This window comes from Candidatus Villigracilis affinis (assembly GCF_016705895.1).
Lineage (GTDB): Bacteria > Chloroflexota > Anaerolineae > Anaerolineales > Villigracilaceae > Villigracilis > Villigracilis affinis.
Window position 1 is genome coordinate 1 of sequence record NZ_JADJKT010000005.1, and the last position, 24,494, is coordinate 24,494.

At 52.6% G+C, this 24,494-nt stretch carries 22 protein-coding genes; 14 read left to right on the plus strand and 8 right to left on the minus strand.

Going from position 1 to position 24,494, the window contains the following annotated elements:
* The coding region (locus tag IPI86_RS02630) for an FAD-dependent thymidylate synthase (protein ID WP_345296431.1) at positions 1–1,071 on the plus strand (1,071 nt) is incomplete at its 5' end.
* A 39-nt stretch (positions 1,072–1,110) separates the two neighbouring features.
* Here the strand turns inward: IPI86_RS02630 and IPI86_RS02635 are convergent.
* Positions 1,111–2,094: an aldo/keto reductase gene (locus IPI86_RS02635; protein ID WP_345296432.1), complete on the minus strand. Its 984-nt coding sequence runs from the start codon at positions 2,092–2,094 to the stop codon at positions 1,111–1,113.
* Between the two features lie 73 nt (positions 2,095–2,167).
* Here IPI86_RS02635 and IPI86_RS02640 point away from each other — a divergent pair, with 73 nt between their 5' ends.
* Positions 2,168–3,076 carry a LysM peptidoglycan-binding domain-containing protein gene (locus IPI86_RS02640; RefSeq protein WP_345296433.1) on the plus strand — a complete coding sequence of 303 codons (909 nt, stop codon included), beginning with the start codon at positions 2,168–2,170 and terminating at the stop codon, positions 3,074–3,076.
* Positions 3,077–3,128: 52 nt separating this feature from the next.
* Here the strand turns inward: IPI86_RS02640 and IPI86_RS02645 are convergent, their stop codons facing one another.
* Positions 3,129–4,784: a peptide ABC transporter substrate-binding protein gene (locus IPI86_RS02645; protein ID WP_345296434.1), complete on the minus strand. Its 1,656-nt coding sequence runs from the start codon at positions 4,782–4,784 to the stop codon at positions 3,129–3,131.
* Positions 4,777–6,150: a peptidase MA family metallohydrolase gene (locus tag IPI86_RS02650; protein ID WP_345296435.1), complete on the minus strand. Its 1,374-nt coding sequence runs from the start codon at positions 6,148–6,150 to the stop codon at positions 4,777–4,779. The genes IPI86_RS02645 and IPI86_RS02650 overlap by 8 nt, the downstream gene beginning before the upstream one ends.
* Before the next feature lie 343 nt (positions 6,151–6,493).
* Here IPI86_RS02650 and IPI86_RS02655 point away from each other — a divergent pair, with 343 nt between their 5' ends.
* The 11 genes from IPI86_RS02655 (at position 6,494) to IPI86_RS02705 (ending at position 16,863) form a co-directional block, all read left to right on the plus strand.
* The gene (locus IPI86_RS02655) at positions 6,494–6,976 is read left to right on the plus strand and encodes a cytochrome c maturation protein CcmE (protein ID WP_345296436.1); all 483 of its coding nucleotides are present in this window, start codon (positions 6,494–6,496) and stop codon (positions 6,974–6,976) included.
* 85 nt (positions 6,977–7,061) lie between these two features.
* The gene (locus IPI86_RS02660; protein ID WP_345296437.1) at positions 7,062–9,128 is read left to right on the plus strand and encodes a heme lyase CcmF/NrfE family subunit; all 2,067 of its coding nucleotides are present in this window, start codon (positions 7,062–7,064) and stop codon (positions 9,126–9,128) included.
* 74 nt (positions 9,129–9,202) lie between these two features.
* Positions 9,203–9,697 carry a cytochrome c-type biogenesis protein gene (locus IPI86_RS02665; protein WP_345296438.1) on the plus strand — a complete coding sequence of 165 codons (495 nt, stop codon included), beginning with the start codon at positions 9,203–9,205 and terminating at the stop codon, positions 9,695–9,697.
* A gap of 67 nt (positions 9,698–9,764) precedes the next feature.
* The gene (locus IPI86_RS02670) at positions 9,765–10,334 is read left to right on the plus strand and encodes a TlpA disulfide reductase family protein (protein ID WP_345296439.1); all 570 of its coding nucleotides are present in this window, start codon (positions 9,765–9,767) and stop codon (positions 10,332–10,334) included.
* A gap of 12 nt (positions 10,335–10,346) precedes the next feature.
* On the plus strand, positions 10,347–10,862 hold the full coding sequence (locus tag IPI86_RS02675) for a zinc ribbon domain-containing protein (protein ID WP_345296440.1): 516 nt from the start codon (positions 10,347–10,349) through the stop codon (positions 10,860–10,862).
* Between the two features lie 40 nt (positions 10,863–10,902).
* On the plus strand, positions 10,903–12,771 hold the full coding sequence (locus IPI86_RS02680; RefSeq protein WP_345296441.1) for a cytochrome c: 1,869 nt from the start codon (positions 10,903–10,905) through the stop codon (positions 12,769–12,771).
* Between the two features lie 78 nt (positions 12,772–12,849).
* Positions 12,850–13,548: a heme ABC exporter ATP-binding protein CcmA gene (gene ccmA / locus IPI86_RS02685; protein WP_345296442.1), complete on the plus strand. Its 699-nt coding sequence runs from the start codon at positions 12,850–12,852 to the stop codon at positions 13,546–13,548.
* Positions 13,545–14,231: a heme exporter protein CcmB gene (locus IPI86_RS02690; protein ID WP_345296443.1), complete on the plus strand. Its 687-nt coding sequence runs from the start codon at positions 13,545–13,547 to the stop codon at positions 14,229–14,231. The genes ccmA and IPI86_RS02690 overlap by 4 nt, the downstream gene beginning before the upstream one ends.
* A 57-nt stretch (positions 14,232–14,288) precedes the next feature.
* Positions 14,289–14,984, plus strand: coding sequence for a cytochrome c biogenesis protein CcsA (gene ccsA, locus IPI86_RS02695; RefSeq protein ID WP_345296444.1), 696 nt, complete (start codon positions 14,289–14,291; stop codon positions 14,982–14,984).
* Positions 14,985–14,996: 12 nt separating this feature from the next.
* Positions 14,997–15,167 (plus strand): hypothetical protein, encoded by a 171-nt coding sequence (locus IPI86_RS02700; protein WP_345296445.1) that lies wholly within the window; start codon positions 14,997–14,999, stop codon positions 15,165–15,167.
* Between the two features lie 73 nt (positions 15,168–15,240).
* Positions 15,241–16,863 carry a hypothetical protein gene (locus tag IPI86_RS02705; RefSeq protein WP_345296446.1) on the plus strand — a complete coding sequence of 541 codons (1,623 nt, stop codon included), beginning with the start codon at positions 15,241–15,243 and terminating at the stop codon, positions 16,861–16,863.
* A 59-nt stretch (positions 16,864–16,922) separates the two neighbouring features.
* On the opposite strand, the gene IPI86_RS02710 is transcribed toward IPI86_RS02705, so the two are convergent.
* The 5 genes from IPI86_RS02710 to IPI86_RS02730 form a co-directional block, all read right to left on the minus strand.
* Positions 16,923–18,149 (minus strand): DUF1501 domain-containing protein, encoded by a 1,227-nt coding sequence (locus IPI86_RS02710; RefSeq protein ID WP_345296447.1) that lies wholly within the window; start codon positions 18,147–18,149, stop codon positions 16,923–16,925.
* A gap of 6 nt (positions 18,150–18,155) precedes the next feature.
* Positions 18,156–19,889 (minus strand): DUF1800 family protein, encoded by a 1,734-nt coding sequence (locus IPI86_RS02715; protein WP_345296448.1) that lies wholly within the window; start codon positions 19,887–19,889, stop codon positions 18,156–18,158.
* Positions 19,890–19,989: 100 nt separating this feature from the next.
* Positions 19,990–20,697, minus strand: a complete 708-nt coding sequence (lipB, locus tag IPI86_RS02720) for a lipoyl(octanoyl) transferase LipB (protein WP_345296449.1) — start codon at positions 20,695–20,697, stop codon at positions 19,990–19,992.
* Between the two features lie 46 nt (positions 20,698–20,743).
* On the minus strand, positions 20,744–22,126 hold the full coding sequence (locus IPI86_RS02725; RefSeq protein ID WP_345296450.1) for an FAD-binding oxidoreductase: 1,383 nt from the start codon (positions 22,124–22,126) through the stop codon (positions 20,744–20,746).
* Positions 22,127–22,182: 56 nt separating this feature from the next.
* Positions 22,183–22,971 (minus strand): SDR family NAD(P)-dependent oxidoreductase, encoded by a 789-nt coding sequence (locus IPI86_RS02730; protein ID WP_345296451.1) that lies wholly within the window; start codon positions 22,969–22,971, stop codon positions 22,183–22,185.
* Positions 22,972–23,195: 224 nt separating this feature from the next.
* On the opposite strand from IPI86_RS02730, the gene IPI86_RS02735 reads away from it, so the two are divergent.
* Complete coding sequence (locus tag IPI86_RS02735; RefSeq protein WP_345296452.1) at positions 23,196–24,467, plus strand: sensor domain-containing diguanylate cyclase; 1,272 nt, start codon at positions 23,196–23,198, stop codon at positions 24,465–24,467.
* Positions 24,468–24,494: the final 27 nt, after the last annotated feature.

The window sequence follows — 24,494 nt, forward strand, 5'->3', positions numbered from 1 at the left end:
CCGCTGCGCGACGAATTCATCCAAACTGTGCGCCTCCTTTTCTCGACCTATGCTGAGTCGCTCGACCCTGTAAAGAATCTCATCTTAGGCAGGTCCCCGCGCCGCGAAAATGAATCGGATGAAGCCTATGACCGCCGCATCCGCTCACAATACGTGGACCGATGCCGCTTCATCCTGCCTGCCGCCGCCAACGCCAACGTGGGCATGACCGCCAACGCCCGTGTCATCGAAATGGTCATCCGTAAAATGCTCTCGCATCCGCTTGCCGAAGTGCGCCAGATCGGCGAAAAGGTAAAGGAAGTGTCGAAGGCCGAAACGCCCACTCTGGTCAAGTATGCGGATGTGGTGCCGTATCTTGTTGAAACGACTGCGGAGATCGCAAATTGGAAATCGGAAATTGGAAACGTTCAAACAGACTGGTGCAAATTAATTGATTTCGACAAAGACGGCGAAAAGAATATCCTCGCCGCCGCTTTGTATCGTTTCAATGAAATGCCATATGCAGAAGCGCTGGCTTACGTCAAAGCGCTGAAGAAAAAGGAACGCGAGCAGCTTGCCGAGGCCCTGCTTGGAAAACTCGGCAAATATGACGTTCCTCTGCGCGAACTGGAATACGCCACCTACACCTTCGATCTCGTCATGGATCAGGGCGCGTATGCCGAGTTCAAACGTCACCGCATGATGACCCAGACCCCGCAGCGGCTGACGACTCGGCTTGGGTACACGATTCCGCTTCTCGTAACAGAAGCAGGCTTCGGGTTAAAGTATGAAGCGGCGATGCAGTCGGCAAGTGAAATGTATGAGAAGTTATACGCGTTCAACCCCGATGTCGCGCAGTACATTGTCCCCAATGGATTCAATCGCCGTGTGCTGGCGCAATTCAATTTACGTGAGGCGTTCGCGTTCTGTCAGTTGCGCAGTGCGGCGAACGCGCATTTCTCGATCCGCCGTGTGGCGCAAAAGATCTACGAAGAGATGTCGCGCGTTCACCCGCTGCTGACGAAGTACATGAAACTGCGCGAAGAGACCTGGCAGCAGGTTGAAGAAAATTATTTACGCACGCAGGTTTGAAAATGAAAAAGGCGGAGCGTGATGCTCCGCCTTTGCTTTTTAATCGTCGTCTTCGTCTTTCTTGATCTCGAAGATCTCGTCAATTCTTGCCATGATCTCGGGTGTGATCTTTTCGATCACATCGGCGGCCTTCATGTTCTCGTGAACCTGTTCCACGCGGCTCGCGCCCGTGATGACCGTGCTCACGAACGGATTCTTCACACACCACGCCAGTGCAAGTTGTGAAAGTGTGCAATCAAGTTCTTTTGTGATCGGCTCCAGCGCATTCACCTTTGCAAGCTTCTGCTTGTCGGTCAAGTGATTTTGAAGCCAGTCATACCCCTTGAGCGCGCCGCGGCTGTCTTTGGGAATGCCGCCTTTATATTTACCAGTCAACAACCCTGAAGCCAGCGGACTCCAAATGGTGGAGCCGTAATTGTATTCCTTGTAGAAACGTTCGTAATCGCCTTCCATGCGGTTGCGGACGAACATGTTGTACTGCGGCTGCTCCATGGCAGGTTTGTGCAAATGATGGCGTTCCGCGATCTGGATCGCTTCAATGATCTCCGAAGCCGCCCACTCCGAAGTTCCCCAATACAGAGCTTGTCCGCGTTCGATGATGTTGTGCATGGCCCACACGGTTTCTTCGATGGGTGTGGTTTTATCGGGGCGGTGACAGTAGATCAGATCCACGTACTCGAGCTGTAATCTTTCGAGTGATCCGCGAATGCCTTCGATCAGGCGCTTGCGATTGAGCGTGTTCTTTTCGTTCACGCCGTCATGCAGCCCCCAGAAGAATTTCGTCGAAACCAGGTAACTGCTCCTGCGCCAGTTTAACTCTTTGAGAGCTTTCCCCATCACCTCTTCCGATTTTCCACCCGCATAGACTTCGGCGTTATCAAAAAAATTCACACCCGCATCATACGCAGCGGCCATCATATCCACGGCAGCTTTCACATCTGCCTGATTGCTGAATGTAACCCACGAGCCAAACGAAAGCTCACTTACCTGAATGCCTGTTTTGCCAAGATGACGGTACTTCACTGTGCCTCCATAGTTTTAAGTGACGCCGCCTCACAACTGACTGTCACTTTGTTTACTCCATTATAATCATCCCATGCGAAAAACACTGTTCTTTTGCGCTTTGCTTCTCGGCGCATGTGCTTCTTCAAATGGTCAACCATCAGACGGCCCGCTTCAACCGTACCTTACCCGCACGCCCGCAAGCACCTCCACACCGAACGCCATCGTCATCATCAACACCATCGTCCCAACCGCAACCCCTTTCATTTACATCATCCAGCAAGGCGACACCTTCAGCGAACTTGCCGAAAAATTCAAGGTCACACAGGATGATCTGCGGACAGCGAATCCAGATGTCTCTCCGAACAGCATGAGCGTCGGGACAAATCTCCTCATCCCAGGCAGTTCCCTCACCTCAGTCGACGCTTCAACGCCGACGCCCGCGCCTGCTCCTGTCACCCAAAGCATTTGCCACCCGACAGCAGACAACGGCCTGTGGTGCTTCGCCTTGATTCAAAACGACACGGCTGGCTTTCTAGAAAACGTATCCGCCAGAATCACCCTCGACCCAAATACCAGCGCCATCGCATTCACGCCATTGGACATTATCCCGCCAAATTCATCCATGCCTGTCTATGTCTTTTTTCCAAACACACCCGCCGCGCTGGGAGCAAATCCGCAGGTGCAGATATTGAGTGCCATTCAATTGAGCGCAAATCCGCCGCGTTATCTCAAAGCAACCTTGAACAATACCATCGCCAAAATTGACTGGGACGGTTTCACTGCGCAACTCAGCGGAGAAATTCTTTTGCCCGCAGAATCGTCAGCCGCCACACAGGTTTGGGTGGCGGCTGTTGCGTACGATAAATTGGGTCAGGTGGTTGGAGTCAAACGCTGGGAAGGCGGAGCGATTCAGCCCGGGGGGAGTCTAAAATTCAATTTCGCCGTATCCAGCCTCAGGTCCGCGATCGATGCGGTGGAGTTTTTTGTCCAGGCAAGGTGATGAACTTTCTTTCCTCTTTCTTCTTTCATCAATAAGCAAGAAAGAAGAAGAATTATTTCCCATCAATCCACAAATATCTTTCAAGCGGAACAGCGATCGGCGTAAACACATACCCCTTCACGTAAGGCTGTACCAATTCATAGGAAAGCGAATGCGTGGTGAACAGCACGGGGGCATCGTCTACGATCATTTGCTCGGCTTGCTGATACATCCCGATGCGTTTGGTCACATCCTGTTCAATGCGCGCCTGTTCGAGCAGGGCATCCAATACGGGGTTTGAGTAGCCGCTGTTATTTTGATTCGACCCGCTGTGAAACAATACATCGGCAAAATTCTCGGGGTCGGGATAATCGGCACACCAGCCGCCGCCAAAGATCTGACCGTGATTCCCGGAATAGATCTGCTCGTTGTAATAGTTGTATTCGATATTTTCCACGGTGAGAGTCACGCCGAGGTTTTGCTCCCACATCTCCGCCATCGCAGCCACATCTGAACTGACATAACTGCCGATACCGCCGTCGGTATAAACAATGGGAGGCAATCCTTCGGGTCCGCCGTATTTGGATTGCTTGAGCAACTCACGCGCCTGCTGCGGATCGTAAGGCAGACCTTTCAATTGATAATTGAATCCAGGCAGGCCAGGCGGGAAGGGACCGATGGCAGGCAACGCCCGTCCACGCAAAACGACATCGATATATCGCTGACGGTCGAAAGCCATCGAAAAGGCCTTGCGCACGTTGACGTCGTCAAAAGGCGGCTGGGTGGTATCAAAAACCACATAACCCGTGCAAAGATTGACACCCGTCACCAGTTGGTTATGAAGCGGTTCTCCGGGGTCGAGCATTCGGTCAACGTTGTAGAGTCCCACACCCGCAACATCGATATCGCCAGTCTCAAACAGACGCAGGCTATCGCCTGCATATAACTTGACGACCACGTAGGGAATGGACGGCGCACCGAGATAAAAATCCGCATTCGCTTCGTAGATTTTATATTCGTTGGAACGCCATTCAGAAAGCCGATACGGTCCCGTTCCGTTCGGTGTGCGCACCCAGTCTTCGCCGCTTTCCACATTCGATTGATCCACCACGAAGGCTGTGGGATATGTGAGCTTCAACAGGAAATACGGTTTGGGCGCATCAATTGTGACCTGCAAAGTAAGGTCATCGATGACTTTCAATCCGCTGATGTGTTCCGCCTGCCCTGCGGCCATTTCACGCACACCGACGATATCACCGAGATAGGTCAATGCCGTATCTGACGCAAGCTGGGGGCTGATAGCCCGTTCCCATGAATAAACCACATCGTTGGCAGTGACAGATCGATTGTCATGGAATTTCGCATTCGCACGAAGATGAAAGGTGTAAACCGTACCGTCGTCGCTGACATCCCAAGTTTCGGCGATGTCAGGCGTGAGGTTGAGATGCGGGTCAAAAGCGACCAGTCCGCTGAAGACGAGTTTATCGCCTGAACTATACGTAGTGGCGGGATCATAATCGCGCAGATTCGTGGATTCGCCGCCACTGTACACCAGCGCCTGATCGAGCGGAATGTCGATCTGAAATGCAAGGGCATCTCTTGCACTCGCAGACAAAATGAGCACTAGAACAAGAAAGATGAAGAACAGTTTCATCCACGAAGGCTGGTGATGATCTACAAGGGAATTCTTTTGTTTCCCATTGTGATTGAAAAGAAAGGTATTAGCCATTTTTGCCTGCCTTTTGATTCTGCGAGCGGAGGACAACCCCAAGAATAATGACCAGAATGAGAAGCAGCATAACGCCGCAGACACAAACCAGAATAATGGTCAACGCAATGGGCGGACCGCTTGTAACGGGGTCCGAGCCATTGGTATCGTTAAATGATGAGGTGGGAATGACGTACGGAGTGGGCGTTACCGCAAGCGGCGCTCCCGAAACGGGCACGTAGGTGGGGATAAATGTCGGGGTTGGCTGGGCTGTCGGTAGTGCAGAAACAGCCCGAGGCGCGGCCCCGATCGCCTGTCTCCATTCGTCTTCCAAACCATCGGTGTCGAATCCATAAACTTCGACCAGAGCATCATCGATCGGCTTGGCATCGCGCAGGGCGGTGAGCATTTCGGTCATCTTATCCTGCCCATAGGTGTCGATCAAAAAATTGACGATGCTGTGCGATTGGCTGTAGGAAAGATTGGCCTTATCGGGCAATTCGGAGAAGCCGCCATTCAACGAGCGGACGGTGAGCAGGGTATCGTTTTTGATGGCCTCATCAAGCTGGTTTTGCATGTGGGAATCCAGGTCGCCTTCGCTGAACATGGCCAGACCTTCGTTCAACCAGGTTGGCACGGTGCCAATGCAGGAGAAAGTGAAGTGACCGACAAGCACATGGGTGAGTTCATGGATCACCGTGTTTTTATCCCAGGTGGAATCGGAAGCTGAGACGCCCATGATGACGATATTGTGATCCGAAAAAGCCATACCACCTGTCCATGATGGTTCGTAGAGAATGGCATCGCGCATGTCGTCGTAATTCGGATACACATAAATATCAACAGGGACATCGATGGTGAGACCTGCCTGATCTTTGTTGCGGCGCAAACCTTCCGTACCCGCATCAAGCATGGTCTGCGCGAAGGCTTCGTCGTTCTCATACCAATGCACGCGCAGGTCATCGCTGGAGATGGTTTGCCAGTTATGTACATCATCCAGCCAGATGGTGGATTTTTCTTCGCTGACGAACTCCGCACCGGATTCATCTTGATAATGCCAGCGCCACCATATTTTTGACCCAGGCGGAAGCGAGCCGCTCTGCCGCATATCCCAGGTCCACTCGGCTTGAACAGTGGTCGACGGATCAAACTGCGGGAAGGCTTTCGCGATCACTTCGCCGCAGGTCTGCTGTTCATTGCCGTATTCCAATGTGATCGAGGTGATATTGGAATCGGATTTGATCGTCGCAGAAAAGGTGGCTGTGTTGGGAAAGTCAAATGTGACCTGGTCGTCCTGCACATCAGCACGCGGTGCAGCAAATGCGGTCTGTATGGGGGCAACAACTGCCAGTAGCAATAAAAGTAACAGGGTCGTTTTTATTCGCATATTTCCAACTCCTTGCTGTTGTGGTGTTTCTTTTTTGGTCACGAATGGGGTGATTTTTTACACTCATCCGCGTTTTCAAACTATATCATTAACTGGTTTTGCTCTGCGATAGTACCTTTGTATTCGAGGAAAAAACCAACCATTAAAATGGGTTTGAGGCATCGATAAAATATCACATCCAAATAAGACAAATTCGGGAAAGATTCATGACATCCATCAGTCCTTAAAACTAAGGGTCGTTTAATCTCCTCATGTAAAATGGATATAGATTGTTATATTCCTATTTTTTCAATTCAACGAATCTTGATCGTCTGACCGACAATAGATTCATTCGGAGGAACCTATGCAAAAAACCAAATTCTTTCTCGGGGGCATGCTCATTCTTGCAGCAGTGGTATACCTGATCTTCTCATCCACACAGGCAAGCGCAGAGTACTTTTTAACTGTGGACGAAATCCACGCTGAAGGCGCCGCCGCAGTCGATAAGAGCGTCCGCCTTTCAGGTGCTGTGCTTGGTGACACCATCCAATACGACTCGGAAACACTCACCCTATCCTTTGAAGTGGCACACGTCGCCGGTGACAACGCCGAGATCGAAGCGATGGGCGGGCTGGCTGTCGTATTGAAGGAAGCCGTGAGTGACCCAAGCCGCCAGCGCATCAAGGTTGTGTACGTAGGACCCAAACCCGACCTGCTCCGCGGAGAGGCACAAGCCATCATGACGGGTAAACTTGGCAGTGATGGTGTTTTCTATGCTGACGAATTGCTGCTCAAATGTCCCACCAAGTATGAAGAAGCGGTGCCAGAACAGGCCGCAACGAATTAAAAGAACAGCCTGACGGGTGGATGCCTGTCAGGTTTTGTTTCTAAAGGATAATTTCAGGATCCACTTTAAAGCAAAAGGAAATCTTATGTTCGTAGAATTTGGATACGGTGTTTTATTGGTAAGTTTCCTCGTCGCAATTTACAGTATTTTTGCGGCGATCTACGGCGCTACAAACAAATCCGCCTCGATGGTGGAAAGTGCAAGACGCGCCATGCTACTCACATTTCCCCTGCTTTCCCTTTCAGCCGCTGCGCTGGTCTACCTGCTGGTCAACAACCACTTTGAAGTCTCCTTTGTTTACGAAGTGACCAGCCGCAGCATGCCGACCTATCTCAAGGTCACAGCCTGGTGGGGTGGACAGGCTGGCTCGCTCCTTTTCTGGTCGTGGCTGCTTTCGGCATTCGCTTCCGCAGTCACCATCCGCAAATGGGACCGCGACATTGAATTCCTGCCGTGGGTGATCGTGATCTGCTCCACCACATTGGTCTTCTTCGTCGGCATGGTGGCCTTCTACGAAAATCCGTTCACGCGCTTCTGGCTGGTCGGTGGAAATGTGGAACCGCATTTGTTCGCGCCTTTGAATGCGACTCTCTTCACCGCTGACGACGGAAATGGATTGAACCCGCTCCTGCGCCACCCGGGCATGGTCATTCATCCGCCCATGCTTTATCTTGGCTTCGTCTCCTACGTGATCCCCTATGCCTTCGCCATGGCTGCGCTCATCACGGGCCGCACCGACGACCGCTGGATCCGCCTCACCCGCCGCTGGTCTTTGTGGGCCTGGCTCTTCCTCTCCTTCGGCCTCGTGCTCGGCGGACGCTGGGCATACGATGTGCTGGGCTGGGGCGGCTATTGGGGCTGGGACCCTGTTGAGATCGCGGCCTTCATGCCATGGCTCACGGGCACGGCCTTCCTGCATTCTGTGATGATTCAGGAAAAACGCGGTCTGCTCAAACACTGGAACATGATCCTCGTCATTCTCACCTACGCGCTCGTGATATTCGGCACCTTCCTCACGCGCTCAGGTGTGCTTTCCTCCGTCCATGCTTTTGCCAACAGCCCGATCGGCCCGTTGTTCATGGGATTTGTTTCCATCTCCCTGATCGTATCCATCGCGCTGGTCATCTGGCGCTGGCCTGATTTGCGCGGCGAAACCGAAATGAAATCCATGCTTTCGCGTGAAGCATTGTTCCTGCTCAACAACCTGCTTTTCATGAGCGTGCTCGTCGTCTGCTTCTGGGGCGTGATCTTCCCGTTGATCTCCGAACTGTTCACAGGTCAGAAAGTGACCGTTGGTCCTCCATTCTATGAACGTGCCACCGCGCCGCTCTTCGCCGCTTTGATGTTCCTCATGGGTGTCGCTCCGCTTTCAGCTTGGGGACATTCCACACTACAGACGCTCGGCCGCTCCATGTGGAAATCGGCTGTTGCGGCTGTGGTCGTAACGGGCATCCTGTTTGTAACCTATACTAAAAACATCATCGCGTTGGTGGGCTTCTTCCTGATCGCGCTGGTGATCTTCGTCACGCTTCAAGAATTCTGGCGTGCCGCGCGTGCAAGGCAGAGGGCGCAAAAGGAAAACTTCCTTACCTCACTCTCCCGCCTGATGGGCCGCAATCGCCGCCGCTACGGCGGATACATCATCCACATCAGCATGATGTTGATGGCGATCGGCATCCTCGGCATCGAACTGTTCCAAACTTCCACCCAGGGATCTCTGGCAAAAGATGAACAGCTAAACATTTCAGGATACACACTCCAATACAAGGAACTGGCTTCCTGGGACGACCGCGGCGAAGGCGTGAATTACACCCGCGCCGTAGTGGATGTGTACAAAGACGGCGAATATATTGGCGAGTTGAATCCCCGCATCGATTACTACTTCGACTCACAGCAAAATATGACCATCCCCGGCAATCGCTCCACGCTCAACGATGATTTGTACGTCCTGCTTGTGGACTGGCAGCCTGTCTCCAACGCCGGTGCGACATTCAAAGTGTATGTCAATCCGCTGGTGAACTGGTTATGGATCGGCAGCCTCGCTTTCATGGTCGGCATCATTTTTGCAGCGTGGCCAGACCGCGACCCGGCAGAGGAACCCGCGCGAAGCGGAGTTGCGCGCAGTTCGAAACAGACCAGCGCGGCTGATTGATAAAAAGTTAAAGGTTACCAGTTGCAGGTTGCAGGCTAAAAAAGCTGTCAACCTGCAACTTCCCGGAGCTATCGATGAAAAAGTTTTTTTATTCTTTCACCTTTGCATTTTTAATGGCCATTCTGTTTACCGGCGTTTCATTTGCACAGGATACCACCCCGCCTACTGATGATGAAGTGAATGCGATCGCCAGCCAGCTCTATTGCCCCGTTTGCGAAAGCACCCCGCTCGATGTCTGCCCGACCGAAGCCTGCAAGGATTGGCGCGAACAGATCCGTGTGATGCTTTCCGAAGGCAAATCTGAAGAGGAAATTCTCAAGTACTTCGAAGCGCAGTATGGTGCCCGTGTGCTGGCTGAGCCTCCGAAGAAGGGCTTCTACTGGTTGATCTACCTCCTGCCGCCCGCCATCATCCTTCTGGGCGCCGTCATCCTGCTCCGCTCGATGAAACAGTGGACGACCAAGCCCGTTGCTGAGTCAACAGGCACGGGCGAAGTTGGAGGCGATTCGTCGCCCGCAAAAGATGATTATGTGGCACGTCTCGAAGAAGAATTGAAGAAGCAAAAATAAATCCCCCTCATCCCCTGCCCTTCTCTCAAAATGGGAGAAGGGCGGAGAGGGAATTTTGGAGAATGTTATGACCGAAGAAACAACGAATATCAAACGCGGTGTGCCAGTTTGGGCACAAGTGACCATTTGGACCTTTCTCGTGGGTCTGCTTGCCCTGGTCGGTTTTGGCTTGAACCGCGCCCGCAACCCCATGGCCGAGATCGGCGAGCCCGTGCCCGATTTCGACATCGTGTATTACGAAGGCTACGAATACAAAGACAAGACACAGATGAAACTCTCCGACCTGCAAGGCAAGGTCGTTGTGATCAACATTTGGGCTTCGTGGTGCAAACCCTGCGAACAGGAAGCCGCCGAGTTGGAGGAAGCCTGGCAATTCTACAAGGATGCGGACGACGTGGTCTTCATCGGCGTGGATTATGTGGACACTCCCGCTGGCGCGAACGAATACCTGACCAAGTTCAATATCACCTTCCCCAATGCGCCCGACCTGCAATCCACCATTTCAAGCATTTTGAACCGTCAGATGGGCGTGCCTGAAACCTACATCATCGACCGCGAAGGTGTTTTACGTCACGTAAAAATCGGCCCCTTTGTTTCAGTGGATGAAATCAAATCCGCCATTCAAAGCATTGAATAGGGGAACTCAATCATGGAATTAGGCTCAATCTTTCTGGTACTGGCAGTCATCGTTGTTGTGTTCGCCTATCTGTACGCGCCCTTCACTGCGCGCGCACGCCGCCTGCGCAACGGAGAAACACATCAAACCTCCACGCTCAAAGCGGAACGTGACCGCGTGATCAACTCGCTGCAGGAACTTGATTTCGATTTCAATCTCGGCAAAATCCCCGATGGGGAATATCCCGAACAACGCGCGGCCCTTTTGCAAAAAGGCGCCGACATCCTTCGAAAACTCGACGAGCTCGCGCCCGTCTCATCTTCAGCGATCAATGCTGAAGCGCGTATTGAAAAGGCAACCGCCGCAGGCCGCGCCGATTCATCGGCAAATCCCGCCGCCCTTGCAGACAGCGACGACGATATTGAAACCATGATCGCCGAACGCCGCAAAACCCACAAGAGCAAATCCGCAGGGTTCTGCCCGAAATGCGGCAAGCCCGTGCTGGTCGCAGATAAATTCTGTCCTTCATGCGGAAAATCTTTGAACTAACGTTGAACGTTATACGTTTAGCGTTCAACCGAGGAAATAAATGAAACTTCGTCACCTTATCATTATCACTGCAGTCGCAATTTTACTTACCGCATGTAACTTCACACTCGCGGCCGATGTCACCCCCCCGCCCGGGTATGCCACTCCCACCCCAATGCCCACATTGGGACCGCTCTACCCCGCAAGCAACCCCGATATTCACAGCGGCGCGATCATCTATATGGAAAAATGCGCGCCCTGTCATGGTGATGCCGGCCTGGGTGATGGCCCGCAAGGCAAGGAATTACCCGTCACAGTCGCCGCCATTGGTCTGCCTGAAGTCGCCAGCAAGGCCTTGCCCTCCGCCTGGTATACACAAGTCACACAAGGCAACCTCGAGCGATTCATGCCGCCCTTCTCCAGCCTGAACGATCAGGAACGCTGGAACGTGGTCTATTACGCATTCACGCTCCACATTTCATCCGAACAGGCTGACCTCGGCCAGTCACTTTTCAACGAGAAGTGCGCCGACTGTGCCAAATATTTCAGCGACATCGAAAAGATGTCGGCGCTTTCTGAAAACGATCTGGTTCAGATCATCAAAAACGGATCAGGCGAAGTCCCCGCATTTGGGAAGGATTTCAGCGACGAAGAAGCCCTCGCCGTTGCCGCCTACCTGCGGACTTTGATCTTCGCCGCGCCTCCTGCCCAGCCGACACCTGTCTCTGTTACCGAGACTCCCGTCAGCGCCGAAGCAGGGACTCCGTCCGCTGAGATCACACCCGATGGCACCGAGCAGGCCCAAGCGACGCCAGAAGCGGATAGCGCTTTCACATCCACATTTGGCAACGTGAGCGGCACCGTCGACAATCAAACAGGTGCGGCATTGCCATCCAATCTCACGGTCAAATTGCGCTCCTTCGAACACGGCGGCGACCCAAGCACTGGCCCGCAGGAGATCGCCTCGTTCGACACAACCGTCAACGCAGATGGTTCCTACGCCTTCACAGATGTTGAGATTCCCGAAGGTCAGATCTATGTGGCCGAGATGGAATTCGACGGCATCAGCTATCAAACCGATTTCGCGGTCGTGGAAGCAGGCATGACAGAACTGGTCCTGCCGCCCCTCACCATTTACGCAACCACAGATGATCTTTCAGAATTGAAGATCGACTCGGCTCAAATGTATTTTGACGTTGCCAACACCGATGCCGCACAGATATTCACCGTATACTCGATCACCAACACCGGCAACAAGACCATCATTATCAACATGGGTGCCGATCAGGTGGTGCCGTTCATCGCCTTCCCTGAAGGCGCTGAAGGTCTTGGCTACGAAGCCGCGCAGAATTCCGCCGCCTTCATGCCCACCGCAGACGGTTTCGCCATGCCGCCCAGTGAATTGCCCTACGGCTTGATCTCATTCGCTTCGGTACCAAAGGCCAAAGAGATCACGGTCATCCAGCCCGCCCTGCTGACGATTGAAAGCATCTCCCTGTTCCTGCCCGAAGGCATGGACGCCGATGGCAAGACATTGACCGATGAAGGCTTGCAAAACCTGGAGACCATGAGCTTCCACGTTTACTCTGCCACTGGTTTACAAAAGGGTGAAAGTGTTGAATTCACCATCAGCGGCGAACCTTCCACATCCACAACGGCCAATGCCGACCTCACACAAAACCAGACCCTTCTGATCGGCGTGGGTGCCTTCGGCATCGTGCTGATCATCGCGGGCGCATGGTTGTACATCCGCGACCGCAAGAAAGCCGAAGAAGAGCTGGAAGAAGGGGATGATGAATTTGAAGATACCGAATCCGTCATGGATGCCATCATCGCACTCGATGACCTGCACCGCTCAGGCAAAATGTCTGACGAAGCTTACAAGCAGCGGCGCAATGAATTAAAGAACGCCTTGAAGAGACAGAAATAACGGAAGGTTGAACGTTACAGGTTGAAGGCTGCAAGTTAAACATTGAACCTTCAACCTGTAACATGAACCTACATTCACATGATCGAAGTAAAAAAACTCGTCAAACGTTTTGGGCTCAAAGTCATCCTGCGCGGACTCGATTTTCATGTTGAGCCCGGCGAATTCGTGGCGCTCCTCGGTCCGAACGGCGCAGGCAAGACCACCTTTCTGAGAATCCTTTCTTCCCTTTCCCGCCCTTCCATGGGTGAAGTGCAGGTGGCAGGCTACAAACTTCCCCACGAAGCGGCCCAGGTCCGCGCGCGGCTGGGAGTAGTCTCGCATCTTCCATTGCTTTACCCCGACCTGACCGCCGAGGAAAACCTGCGATTTTATGCGCGAATGTACGGCATCGAAGATCAGGAGCAGCGCCTCACGGAAGTCTTGGAAATGGTCGGTCTGGAACATCGGCGCAAGGATCTCGTCGGCGCATTCTCCCGCGGAATGCAGCAGCGACTCGCCATTGGGCGCGCGGTCCTGCATGACCCGGAAGTGATGCTGTTCGATGAGCCTTACACAGGCCTCGACCAGGATGCCTCCGAAATGCTGGATGAAGTGCTGCGCTCGGTTGCGGCAAAAGGCCGCACCGTGGTGATGACCTCGCACGACCTCGCCCGCGCTGAAGACCTTGCCACCCGCTTCGATATTCTCTCCCGCGGCGTGATCGCAACATCTGCCACACGCGATGATCTCAAAACAACCAACCTGCTGGCTTTCTACAAACAATCACTGGAATCATGAAACGATCATCCCCATCCCTTCTCAAAGCCACGCTGGCAATCGTACAAAAAGACCTTGCCGCAGAATTCCGCTCGCGCGAGTTGATCTCCGCCATGCTGGTCTTCTCCCTGCTCGTCATCCTGATCTTCAACTTCGCACTGGAATTGGATATCAAGGTGCGGCAATCTGTCACTGCAGGCGTGTTGTGGACCACATTCGCTTTTGCGGGCACGCTCGGCCTCAATCGTTCCATGTCTGTTGAAAAAGACCGCGGCTGCATCGATGGCCTCCTGCTTGCCCCCGTGGATCGCTCCGCCATTTATTTTGGCAAAGCCATCAGCAACCTCGCTTTTATGCTCATCGTGGAAGCGATTGTCCTTCCCGTGTATAGCATGTTGTACAACGTCAACCTGTTTCGGCTCGACCTGCTCGGCGTGATCCTGCTTGGTTCCATTGGCTACACAGCCGTCGGCACATTGCTTTCCGCAATGGCGGTACAAACCCGCACACGCGATGTCCTGCTCCCTATCCTGTTATTCCCAATCGCCGTTCCCGTTCTGCTGGCATCTGTCAAAGCAAGTAACGGGCTGCTGGCTGGCGCGGAATTTGCAGAAGTCCTCACCCCGTTGAACATTCTCATCGTCTATGACATCGTCTTCATCGCCGTGGCCTTCATGGTCTTCGATTTTGTCGTGGAAGAGTAATGATTCAGCTAGTCAACAAATCAGCGATACGATCGCAAATTTTATTAAGGAGTCTCCATGCAAGCAAAACCAACTGCACTTAAAGTCCTCGATATTGCATCCATTTTGGTGCTGGCAATATCCACCTACCTCGCGCTCTTCTTCGCCCCCACCGAACTGGTCATGGGAGCTGTGCAACGCGTCTTCTATTTCCACATCGGCACAGCCTGGGTGGGCCTGTTAGGCTTCATCCTTGCAGCGGGTTCAGGCATTATTTATCTCATCACCAAGGATATGAAATGGGACCGTTTCGAGGTCGCAGCCGTGGAAGTAAGTACGGTCTTTTTCTTCCTGACGATTGTTCTCGGTTCCATTTGGGCTCGTCCCGCCTGGAACACCTGGTGGACCTGGGATCCGCGCCTGACCACAGCCGCCATCACCGAGCTGATCTACATCGCCTACTTCATGCTCCGCCAGGGCATCGACGACCCCGAAAGACGCGCCCGCTTTGGCGCGGTATACACCCTGCTGGGCGGAGTCAGCGCACCGGTCACATTCATGGTCATCCGTTTATTCCGCTCCATTCATCCCGTCGTCATCGGCGCGGCCAATGCGAACCAGGAAAAAATGAGCATGACCCCCGATATGCGCGTCGCCTTCTTCTTCGCCCTTTTCGCCTTTACCGTCATTTTCATTGACCTGATCTGGCATCGTCTCCGCCTCGGGAATATGGAAGAAAAGGTCGAACAACTCAAACTCAAAGTTTCAATGTAAACGGAGAATTTTATGGAACCCACACCCGATACTTCAGTCTACATGATCGCAGGCTTTGCGATCTCCTTCATCACCATGGGCATCTATGTAGCCAGTTTGTACATCCGCAACAACAACATCCTGCGGGATATCGAGACCCTCGAATCCATGCAAACCGACAAACCAAAAGCAACGAAAAAGTAATAACCACAGAAAGTAGAGTCCGCTTATAATGTAAGCGGACTCTACTTTTTTGACCAATATGGCGCGACGCTGGATGCTCCTTCTGCTTGCCCTGACCATCGCCTGCTCGGGCGCGGTTTTTACGCGTGACATTTCCGAGGCGCTCGGCACTGGGTTTAAGCCCGCCTCCGCTAATCCCCCTCCCGGCCCAGACCGCTACACTTTCATCTCAGTTCAATACACCGCCTACGAATGGTATCTGGCCACTTGGAAAGATCAAGTTCCCCTCTGCTCTCTTATCACCGACCATGAAGGCATGCCGCTTCCGGGCGAAGTGTACCGGGATTGCGGCGAGACGATCTACGAAAAATGGATCGTGCAAAAACCCTGCATGGCGACCAATAAAAGAACCTGTACAGGTTTTTATATCTCCCCCGTTAGAAATTATCCTGCAGAAAAGGAAGTCCCCGCGGAGCTTGAACCCGCCGCTGCCTGGGTCTCCCTCGAAGGCTGTGAACCAGTCCTAAGCACCTCTACAAATATATGTGAGATCGCCCCAACTCTGGTCATTACCGGCCAGGAACCGTTGCCGGGCGAAAGCATTATCCGCATTGAAGGGACCTATGACGGCGCATCCTTCAACTGCGACGGAACGGATACATGCAAATTCGAAATCCCATCCACAGATGAAGATGGGGCGAAGGTTGAGTTTTGGGCATTTTCAAGTTATGGGGATAGCAGTCTCATTTACAGCGCAATGGTCCGAGTTCAAAAGGTGGATGAAGGCGACCCCGATCAATTGTATTGGTATGCCGATGTGATCTCAACCCAATGGACAGGTGAAGCTGTTGCCACCTGCTCCGGCGCATGGAAAGTATTCCCGCCGATCGGTGGAGCCCCCACATGGTTGACCACACCCAAACTTAGCGAAGAACTCAGCAGTGATATTCCCTATACTTATCTCGCCGCGAACCTGATCCAACAGGGCGTGGTGGATGCCAGTTCCTGCGCAGACGGCGGGCTGGCTCCCGGCGGCGGAGCGAATCAATGTGGGCTTGAATTGGCGCGCCCGGCAGTGACCGAATGGCAAAACCAATTCGATGACTTGATCCTGACCACCGCAGAACAGACCTCTGTCCCTGCGCGGTTGTTGAAAAATCTTTTCGCAAGAGAAAGCCAGTTCTGGCCGGGCAATTATCAGGGGATGGATGATGCGGGGCTTGGTCAACTCACAGAAGACGGAGCAGATACCACCCTGTTCTGGAACAGTTCCTTTTACGAGCAGTTCTGCCCGTTCGTTTTATCCGAAGAAACATGCGGCAACGGCTACATTCACATTCAGGAAGAAGAGCGGCTTCAGTTGCGCCGCGCGTTGGTTGGAAGCGTAAATGCGACTTGTGAAAACTGTCCATTGCGGATCGACCTGCCGCAGGCAAATTATTCGGTGGGTGTGTTCGCTCACACAATGATCGCCAATTGTGAACAGACCGGACAGGTCATTGAGAATTACACAGGCCAGATCGCAGGTGAAGTGGCCTCTTATGAGAATTTATGGAAATTCACACTGGTCAATTACAATGCGGGCGGCGGCTGCCTGGCAGAAGCGCTCACCTATGCTCTCGGTTCAGAACTTGAGCTGACATGGGAAAACGTTTCGCCATTCCTTGTGGGCGCATGTTCAGGTGCGGTTGATTACGTCAACGACATCAGTCAATAAATTCATCGGCATAATGAACAAAAAAATCGGCGGAGCATCCGCCGATTTTTTGTTTTGGTTTATCTGAATAATCCCAACGGATTGTAGTTTCCAGAAAAGCCCGGGAATACCGATTCGATATTTGAATTCCCCAGGCGGGTCGATAACAGTTCACTTAATACCTGACGGTAATCGGTGGTGACCGCCAGATCGGCGTGGTCGTACAACTGGTCATTGTTCAAGCCCGGCCATTTCCCATAAACCTGCCCGCCATTGACATTGCCACCAAGTGCCAGCATCACCGAGCCGTGACCGTGATCGGTGCCATAGGATTCGTTTTGCACAAGTCGTCGTCCAAACTCACTGATCACGACCACAGATAAACGATCGGTATAGCCAGAATCAAGGTCGAGATAAAAATTGGAGAGACCGGAGGCAAGCTGGCCCAGCAGATCGCCGATGTAACCGCCGTTGCCATCCGTTTCATATTCATGCGTATCCCAGCCGCCAAAGTCAACGGCTGCCACGCGCAGACCTGCTTCCAGTTTGATCATACGGGCAATGGTCTTCAACTGCTGACCGAGTTCATCGTCATTGTAAAATGCGCCGTTCGATGGTTGATATTCCTGATTCACCAGCGGGCTGACAATATTCAACGCATCCAATGTGCGCGCACCAGCACGATGCAGCAGGGATTCGCCCTGATACATTTGGCGCAAAGCAGTTTGCTGGGAAGCCAGCAAATCATTCCCCCACTGCGAAAAATCGGACGGGGAATTCACATTCACAGTCGGCACGAAATTCAACAGGGATGTGGGTTGACCCGCTGTTGAGACAACGGGCAAAATGGATGAGACGCCTGTTTCCTGCAAATGACGGGTGATCCAACCTGAGGTTGTATTCTTCGACCCGGGCGTCCCCAGCTCAATATATTCCTGCGCATCGAAATGACTGCGGGTATCGTGATCCAATCCCACCGCATGGACGACGCCCATTTTGCCTGCCTGATATAACTCGTGCAGTGGAGCCAGCGCGGGATGCAAACCGAACTGGTCATTGAGGGTAAGCAAATCGGAAATCTTGATATCGGGGCGGGCTTTTTCATAAAAGCCGCGGTCATCGCCCTGCAACGGCGGAACGACATTGAGCGCATCCCAGCCGCCGCGCAAAAAGACGACAACCAATGTATCGGATGGATTATCCTGTTTTGCAAAAGCGAGGTTTGTCAGGCGCGCTCCAGCCATGGATGCAATGGCTGCAGAACAGCCTTGTAAAAATTGTCTGCGGGAGATCTTAGGTACGGGCATGCTTTCCTACTTCCATTGAAAATCCGGGCTCATCAAAATCACTTCGATCATGGCAGGTAGAACATATCCCACGTGATCATCGGGCAAAGACTCCTGCGTGCCGTATTCCTGCGCCATCACAGCGATGACGGCATTCCTGTCAGCATCAGAAAGAGGTCGGCCAAGGATGCGGTTGATCCAGAAATCGGCAAGGGCTTCGGCGGTGCGAATTTCAGGCGGTGTCTGGTTATACACATCCGTTTGGATCTTCAGCCCCGTATCGTCGTCATTCAACCAGTTTTCCGCGATGCCCACGGCAAAGTTCCAGCGATACAACAGCGACATGGAATTTGCCCAAGCTTCCTTCACATCGGGATATCCATCGGGAGAACGGCGTTCGAAGAGAGGCTGTCCCATCAGGCTGAGCATCCATGCAACGCCGCCGGGGATGCGGGTGAAGTCCGAGTTCAATGCTCGCATGATGGAAATGCACGCTTCAAACGGACGCTTGATCTTCTGCCCCCAACTTTGCTTGAATTCATCGGAAAGCAGAATGGTTTCCATGACGCGCTTCAACTGATCGGGCGCGTCGCGGAATTCTGTAAAGGTGGCGGCCGCTGCCGCTACAACAGAATCAGATGGCAGGTCAGAGATGAAGCGGCGGCAAAGTTTCCGCGCAATATGGCGGGCTGTGCCAGGGTGATAAGCGAGCAAGTCCAGCACATCTTTTCCATCCTGCATATCGGGTTGATCGGCGGGAATATATTTACCAAGCACGAGTTTATTGAAGCGGTCATGCCAGGGTTTGTAAAAAATAAAGTTGCCCGTTTTCTCGATGCCATCCTCCCACTCGCCGAGATCGTCATCAATGCGCCAGCCTGTGAGACAGCGCGCGGCTTCATAGACATCGTTATCAACATAGCCGACTGAAACGCCGTTCGCATCCTTCTCGACTGTGTTCGGGTCGCGCACACCCAGATAATTTTCAGCGCCGAGAGTGTGAAGCTCAAAGAGTTCGCGTGCAAAATTTTCATTCGGGCCTGCATCGGAACTGTTGTTTTGATTCAAGTAATACAGCATCGAAGGATGGGTCGCCACCGCTTCAAGCATCTGGCGGAAATTTCCAAGCATGTGCTTGCGCAGTACGTCGCGGTTATATGAAACCAGCAGCGGCACGCCATCGTCCTGCCAGAAGAAAATATTGAAATGGTTGTGCCAGAAATCCGCGAGCATTTCAGCAAGCTGTTTTTTGCTGTGCACAGCCCGCAGGAGAGTCGCATCCACGAGTTCGTAGGTGGGCAGACTGTACCACTCCCAATATGCATCATCGTTGGGGTCGTAGGCATTATTGGCAATGTGTTCCGAATACAGTTGCTCATGTGATTTATGCAGGGCTTGAAAACCAGCCGCGCTGTAACGCAATTCAAAATCGCTGTCGTCGATCGAATCTGGATTCAATTGCTGCTGCATACAAGCGCGCAGGCGTTCGTCATCATTGCCGCCCAGCGCATTGAAAGCTTCGACATCGCCAGGGCGAATGCCAAAACTCATGCGTCCAAGCGCCAGCACGGCCAGCGGAACAGGCGGCAGTGAAATGGAAGGCTCTGGCAAAGAGACATCGCCACTGCTGCTGACAGGAGAAGTTGGCACAGGGGTTTCTGCATTGGGTTGACAAGCCGCAAGCAGTGACGCAGTTGCAAGCGAGCCGCCCAGTTTTAGAAAATCCCTGCGCGTAAATTTTGTTCTTTGTTGAAAAGCCATGACACCTCTTTTCTTTAGAATCGCACTCGATTTTACAGTACGGTCGGAAGGTCATCCAATCGCACGAAAGTGCCAGTTTTCCCCCGCGAACCATTCGGTCTTATTTTTCTTCAAATATTTCACGAAACGCAGTTGTGACCACGGCTTTCACACTTTCCATTGAAGGGACCGAGGGAAGCAGATCAGCCAGCGAGACGACGGGTTCACTTAACCCGCAGGCAATGATGCCCTCCCAATATTCCATATCTGGATTCACATTCAACGCAAAGCCATGACGTGAAACGCCATGCACATCCACCTTGACACCGATCGCGGCGATCTTGGCTGGCTTTTTCCGATCTTCAGGCGAACAGCGCGGGCAACGCGAATGGACATCTGCCTGAATCCAAACACCGGTCAAACCTGACCGTTGACCTGTCGCGATCCCAAAATGCGCCAGCGCCACAATGAGAGTTTTCTCCAACTTGCGGATGTAACCGACATAATCTGCGTCTGGAAGCTTACTATCGTGATTAACCCTGCCAAGCGGAATGAGAGGATACCCAACCAATTGTCCAGGCCCGTGATAAGTGACATCGCCGCCGCGATCCACCCAATGTGTGGAAATCCCTTTTTGCCTTAACTGCTCTTCGCCCCACAGCAGATTCTCCGCATGGCCTTTTCGTCCGAATGTGTACACGTGGGGGTGTTCAAGCAGCAAAAGTGTCGGCGGGCGTTTTCCCTCTGCAATTTCCGCCGCGTATTCGTCCTGTAATTTCCAGGCACGTTCGTATTCGATCAATCCCAAATCAATAATGTCGAGTTTCATACCATTAAATTCCGTAGGGGCGAGGTTGACCTCGCCCCTACATGTATTATCCAAAAATTCTTCGATACAGATCCGATTCCAGCAGCCCGTTCGGGTCACAGCGTTTTTTCAATTTCTTGAATTTATCCACCGTTTCCTGACCGTAAAATGCGAGGGCGGTTTCTGCGGTGGTTTCGCTGTTCTTTGCGAAGTAGAACCGTCCGCCGTTGGCAAGCACGATCTTGTCACATTCCAGCAGCATGGAGCGGAGTCTTGCTCGGCGGGCATCTGTCACTTTGAAATCCATCGCAAGGGAGAAACCATCCGTGGCGTGGGTGAGCAGGAAGTTGTCGGGGCGGTGGCGTTTGGTGACACCAAGGTAAGAGGGAAGTCCCTGCTTTTTGGTCAGAGCCAGCACCTCGGTCCAGGCTTGAAGCGCGGTTTCTTTTGGCAGGAAGGATTGATATTGGATCAATCCGCCGCGTCCCATGGAGCGTTCCCAATCCGGCACATAATCCAATAAAAAGTGAAAGGCCGCGTGCGGCTGGCGGAATGTATGCCTGCGCAAACTGGCAATATATTTTGCCGTGTTGACGCCCCACCAGCCGAGATCGTTCACAAAGGGCGTCATAAAATAATGCAACAGCGATTTTGGCATCACGCCAAACAAACGGCCCGGCAGGTTTTGATTTTCAAGCTTGATGGTCTCCTGCGGATTTGGGTCGTCGCCTTCATGCAAATAATTCGTGGCGTGAATTTGTCCGTGACCGATGGTGATCGTATCGAGCCAGCCGACGATGTAATCGTAGCTCGGCGCGTTATCTTCGATTAGAGCAAGGTGTTCTTTTAAGTTGCGTGTGGGCCATGCGTGTACTTCGAGCAGCCCTGAATACACCTTCTTCATTTGCAAAGTGATCGAAGTGAAAATGCCGAGCATCCCCAACCCGCTGATCATTGAGTAAAACAAGTCGCCGTTCTTTTTGGGAGAGCAAATGACTTCTGCACCCGTGGGCAGCACCGCAGTGAACTCCACCACATGGTCGCCGATCGGGCCCATTTTGAAATTGTTTTTTCCGTGGATGTTTGCCGCAAGGCATCCACCCAGGGTTGTCTTCATGGTTCCAGAGACAACGGGAGGCCACCAGCTATCCGGCAGGACCTTCTGCCATAACTGTTCAAGTGTGACGCCGGGCTCGCATCGCACCTGACCTGTAGCTGGTTCCCACGAAAGGATCTTGTTCATCCCTGAAGTATCCAGCACGATGCCGCCGCCGTTCAACGCGGCGTCGTTATAACTGCGTCCGCCGCCGCGCGCAGCGACAGTGAGGCCCATCTTCTTCGCGAAGCGGAAGGCTTCATAAATATCTTCGGCGTTTTGGGGTTTGATGAGATAGGATGGGGCTTTGAGCGAATGCCCAAAGTTTTCGAGTTGAGTGAAGGTTTTTTGCATTTTGATTTTCATACAGAGACCCTAAAAGTTTTGAAACCTTTAGGGTCTAAGATCGGTTAAAACGACATTCGGCGGAAGATCACCGATGGCACATGTTGGATGACAAGCATGATCCAGCGCCAGATGGATGCGGTGTAGATCAATTGTTTCCGCTTGCGCATGGCTTTATAAATATCTTCAGCGGCTTGTTCGGGAGAGATCGCAAAGGGTGTGCCCCCCTGCGCGGCCTTGATCATTTCTGTTTTGACGAAACCAGGCTTGACGGTTAATACATTCACGCCGTGACGTGTCAATCGGTTGCGGAGCGCCTCAAGATAAGTGGTCAACCCGGCTTTGGAAGTGTTGTAACCAGGGTTGCCGATACGTCCACGGTCGCCTGCCACGGAGGAAATTCCCACGATCTGTCCTGCCTTTGCGTTTTGGAACATTTCAGCCACCGGGCTGAGCCAGGCCATTGCGCCGATGAGATTGACTTCGATCATCTTGCGGTCGCCTTCGAAGTTATAGTTGTTCAAGCCAGGAGGGAAATTTACGCCAGCCATGAAAACAACAAGATCCAATCCGCCGAGGTCCGCAACGATCTTGCGCAACAGATCAGGAACTTCATCATAGTTCGCCACGTCATGCACATATGCCAGCGCACGGGTTTCACCTTCGGCGGTATTGATCTCCGCACACAGGCTGGAGAGTTTTTCTTTTCGACGGGCGATCAGGGCAAGTGTATAACCTTCTTTTACCAGTTTATGGGCCAGAGTGGCCCCCATTCCATCGGATGCGCCGACGATGATCCCCCGTCGGCGCGGATTCAGTGGTGTTGCTTGAGCAGGCTTGGGTGAGTTGGACACGAGATGCCTCATTAAAACAGTATGGATGTTATTCTAACACAATCCAATTATGAGCAAAAAAGGCTATATAATCGGAATATTGGCGGTCATTTCAAAGCACATCATTCCCTCACCCTCAATGTGATCTCGCTGACATGTATAGGAAAACGTGGAATCAATCCGCGAATTCCAGTACAAAAGGTCGGTTGTCCTCCGCCAGCCGACATGATAAAAAGGTAATCAATATGGCCGGAATAACCGAAAGGCAAAAAAATATCTTTCACCGTGCGCGTGAGATCATCAAGCAGGATGACTCGATCGCGGAAGAGGAAAAAGAGGGGATTTTCAAATTGATTCAGGTGCTGGTGGAAGTGGCTGATTTGGGGCCGTCCAAACAAGGCAAGGACGAATCATCTTCCACAGCTTTTACACAAGAGATCATTTCACGGCATGCGTTGATGGCTGCGGTAAAACAGCAGATCGACGAACTCGACTCGTTAAAAAAACTCAGCCTGAATGTAACCTCAAGCCTCGACCTGCAAACCGTGCTGGACACAGTGGTGGCCGAAGCCATGCGGCTCGTAAAAAATGCGCGCGCCGCCCACATCTTTTTATACTCCCATGGAAAACTGGAATTCGGATCGTCATTGACTGCGGAAGGGTCAAAGAACATGCCCATCAGCATGCCGCGCAAAGAAGGACTCACGGCAACGGTGGTCGGCAGCGGCGTTCCCATTATCGTGGAAGATATCACCAACCACCCGCTATATGAAAAAAGCCCTCAAGACTGGAGCGGATCGATCATCGGCGTTCCGCTCAAATTCAATAAATCCATCGTCGGGGTGATGAATCTTTCCCGTTCAATCGCTGGTGGATTTACACGCGCTGAACTGCGCCTGATCGGTTTGCTGGCAGACCAGGCGGCTGTGGCCATTTCCAATGCCAGCCTGCATCAACAAGTTGCGGCGCAAGCCAATACAGACAGCGTCACCGGCCTGCCCAATCGCCGCGCATTGGACGAGCGCCTTCAGGAAGAGATCCGCTATGCCAGACGAATGAACACAATGTTCTCCGTGGTGATGATGGATCTGGACGGCTTCAAAACAGTCAACGACACCTTTGGGCATGTGATCGGCGATGAATTGTTATATTCCCTTTTCAATCACCTTGCCGAAAATATACGCCCCACCGATTTCCTTGCCCGCTACGGCGGCGATGAACTCACCTTGATCACCCGCGAAGCCGATCAGGAAATGGCGGAACGGGTCACACAAAAGATCATAGACCTTGTCAAAGGCTATAAACCTTCGTTCATGGAAAATAAAACGATCCAGCTTGGGATCACCGCCGGGATCGCCATTTACCCGACCCACTCAAAAACCGCAGGCGACCTGCTCCGCGCGGCAGACGCTGCCTTGTATCAGGCCAAGAAACATCATCGCGGCCAATACTCGGTTGCCAAAGTCGCCACAGGCCCACTGGACCCCATCACAATTCCCAGAAAACAAGTGGAATAATTCCTACACTTGAAAAACGTAAAATAA

Coding starts and splice junctions, on each gene's coding strand:
- IPI86_RS02640 (WP_345296433.1), top strand. CDS start 2,168: ATGCGAAAAACACTGTTCTTTTGCGCTTTGCTTCTCGGCGCATGTGCT.
- IPI86_RS02645 (WP_345296434.1), bottom strand. CDS start 4,784: ATGGCTAATACCTTTCTTTTCAATCACAATGGGAAACAAAAGAATTCC.
- IPI86_RS02650 (WP_345296435.1), bottom strand. CDS start 6,150: ATGCGAATAAAAACGACCCTGTTACTTTTATTGCTACTGGCAGTTGTT.
- IPI86_RS02655 (WP_345296436.1), top strand. CDS start 6,494: ATGCAAAAAACCAAATTCTTTCTCGGGGGCATGCTCATTCTTGCAGCA.
- IPI86_RS02660 (WP_345296437.1), top strand. CDS start 7,062: ATGTTCGTAGAATTTGGATACGGTGTTTTATTGGTAAGTTTCCTCGTC.
- IPI86_RS02665 (WP_345296438.1), top strand. CDS start 9,203: ATGAAAAAGTTTTTTTATTCTTTCACCTTTGCATTTTTAATGGCCATT.
- IPI86_RS02670 (WP_345296439.1), top strand. CDS start 9,765: ATGACCGAAGAAACAACGAATATCAAACGCGGTGTGCCAGTTTGGGCA.
- IPI86_RS02675 (WP_345296440.1), top strand. CDS start 10,347: ATGGAATTAGGCTCAATCTTTCTGGTACTGGCAGTCATCGTTGTTGTG.
- IPI86_RS02680 (WP_345296441.1), top strand. CDS start 10,903: ATGAAACTTCGTCACCTTATCATTATCACTGCAGTCGCAATTTTACTT.
- ccmA (WP_345296442.1), top strand. CDS start 12,850: ATGATCGAAGTAAAAAAACTCGTCAAACGTTTTGGGCTCAAAGTCATC.
- IPI86_RS02690 (WP_345296443.1), top strand. CDS start 13,545: ATGAAACGATCATCCCCATCCCTTCTCAAAGCCACGCTGGCAATCGTA.
- ccsA (WP_345296444.1), top strand. CDS start 14,289: ATGCAAGCAAAACCAACTGCACTTAAAGTCCTCGATATTGCATCCATT.
- IPI86_RS02700 (WP_345296445.1), top strand. CDS start 14,997: ATGGAACCCACACCCGATACTTCAGTCTACATGATCGCAGGCTTTGCG.
- IPI86_RS02705 (WP_345296446.1), top strand. CDS start 15,241: ATGCTCCTTCTGCTTGCCCTGACCATCGCCTGCTCGGGCGCGGTTTTT.
- IPI86_RS02710 (WP_345296447.1), bottom strand. CDS start 18,149: ATGCCCGTACCTAAGATCTCCCGCAGACAATTTTTACAAGGCTGTTCT.
- IPI86_RS02715 (WP_345296448.1), bottom strand. CDS start 19,889: ATGGCTTTTCAACAAAGAACAAAATTTACGCGCAGGGATTTTCTAAAA.
- lipB (WP_345296449.1), bottom strand. CDS start 20,697: ATGAAACTCGACATTATTGATTTGGGATTGATCGAATACGAACGTGCC.
- IPI86_RS02725 (WP_345296450.1), bottom strand. CDS start 22,126: ATGCAAAAAACCTTCACTCAACTCGAAAACTTTGGGCATTCGCTCAAA.
- IPI86_RS02735 (WP_345296452.1), top strand. CDS start 23,196: ATGGCCGGAATAACCGAAAGGCAAAAAAATATCTTTCACCGTGCGCGT.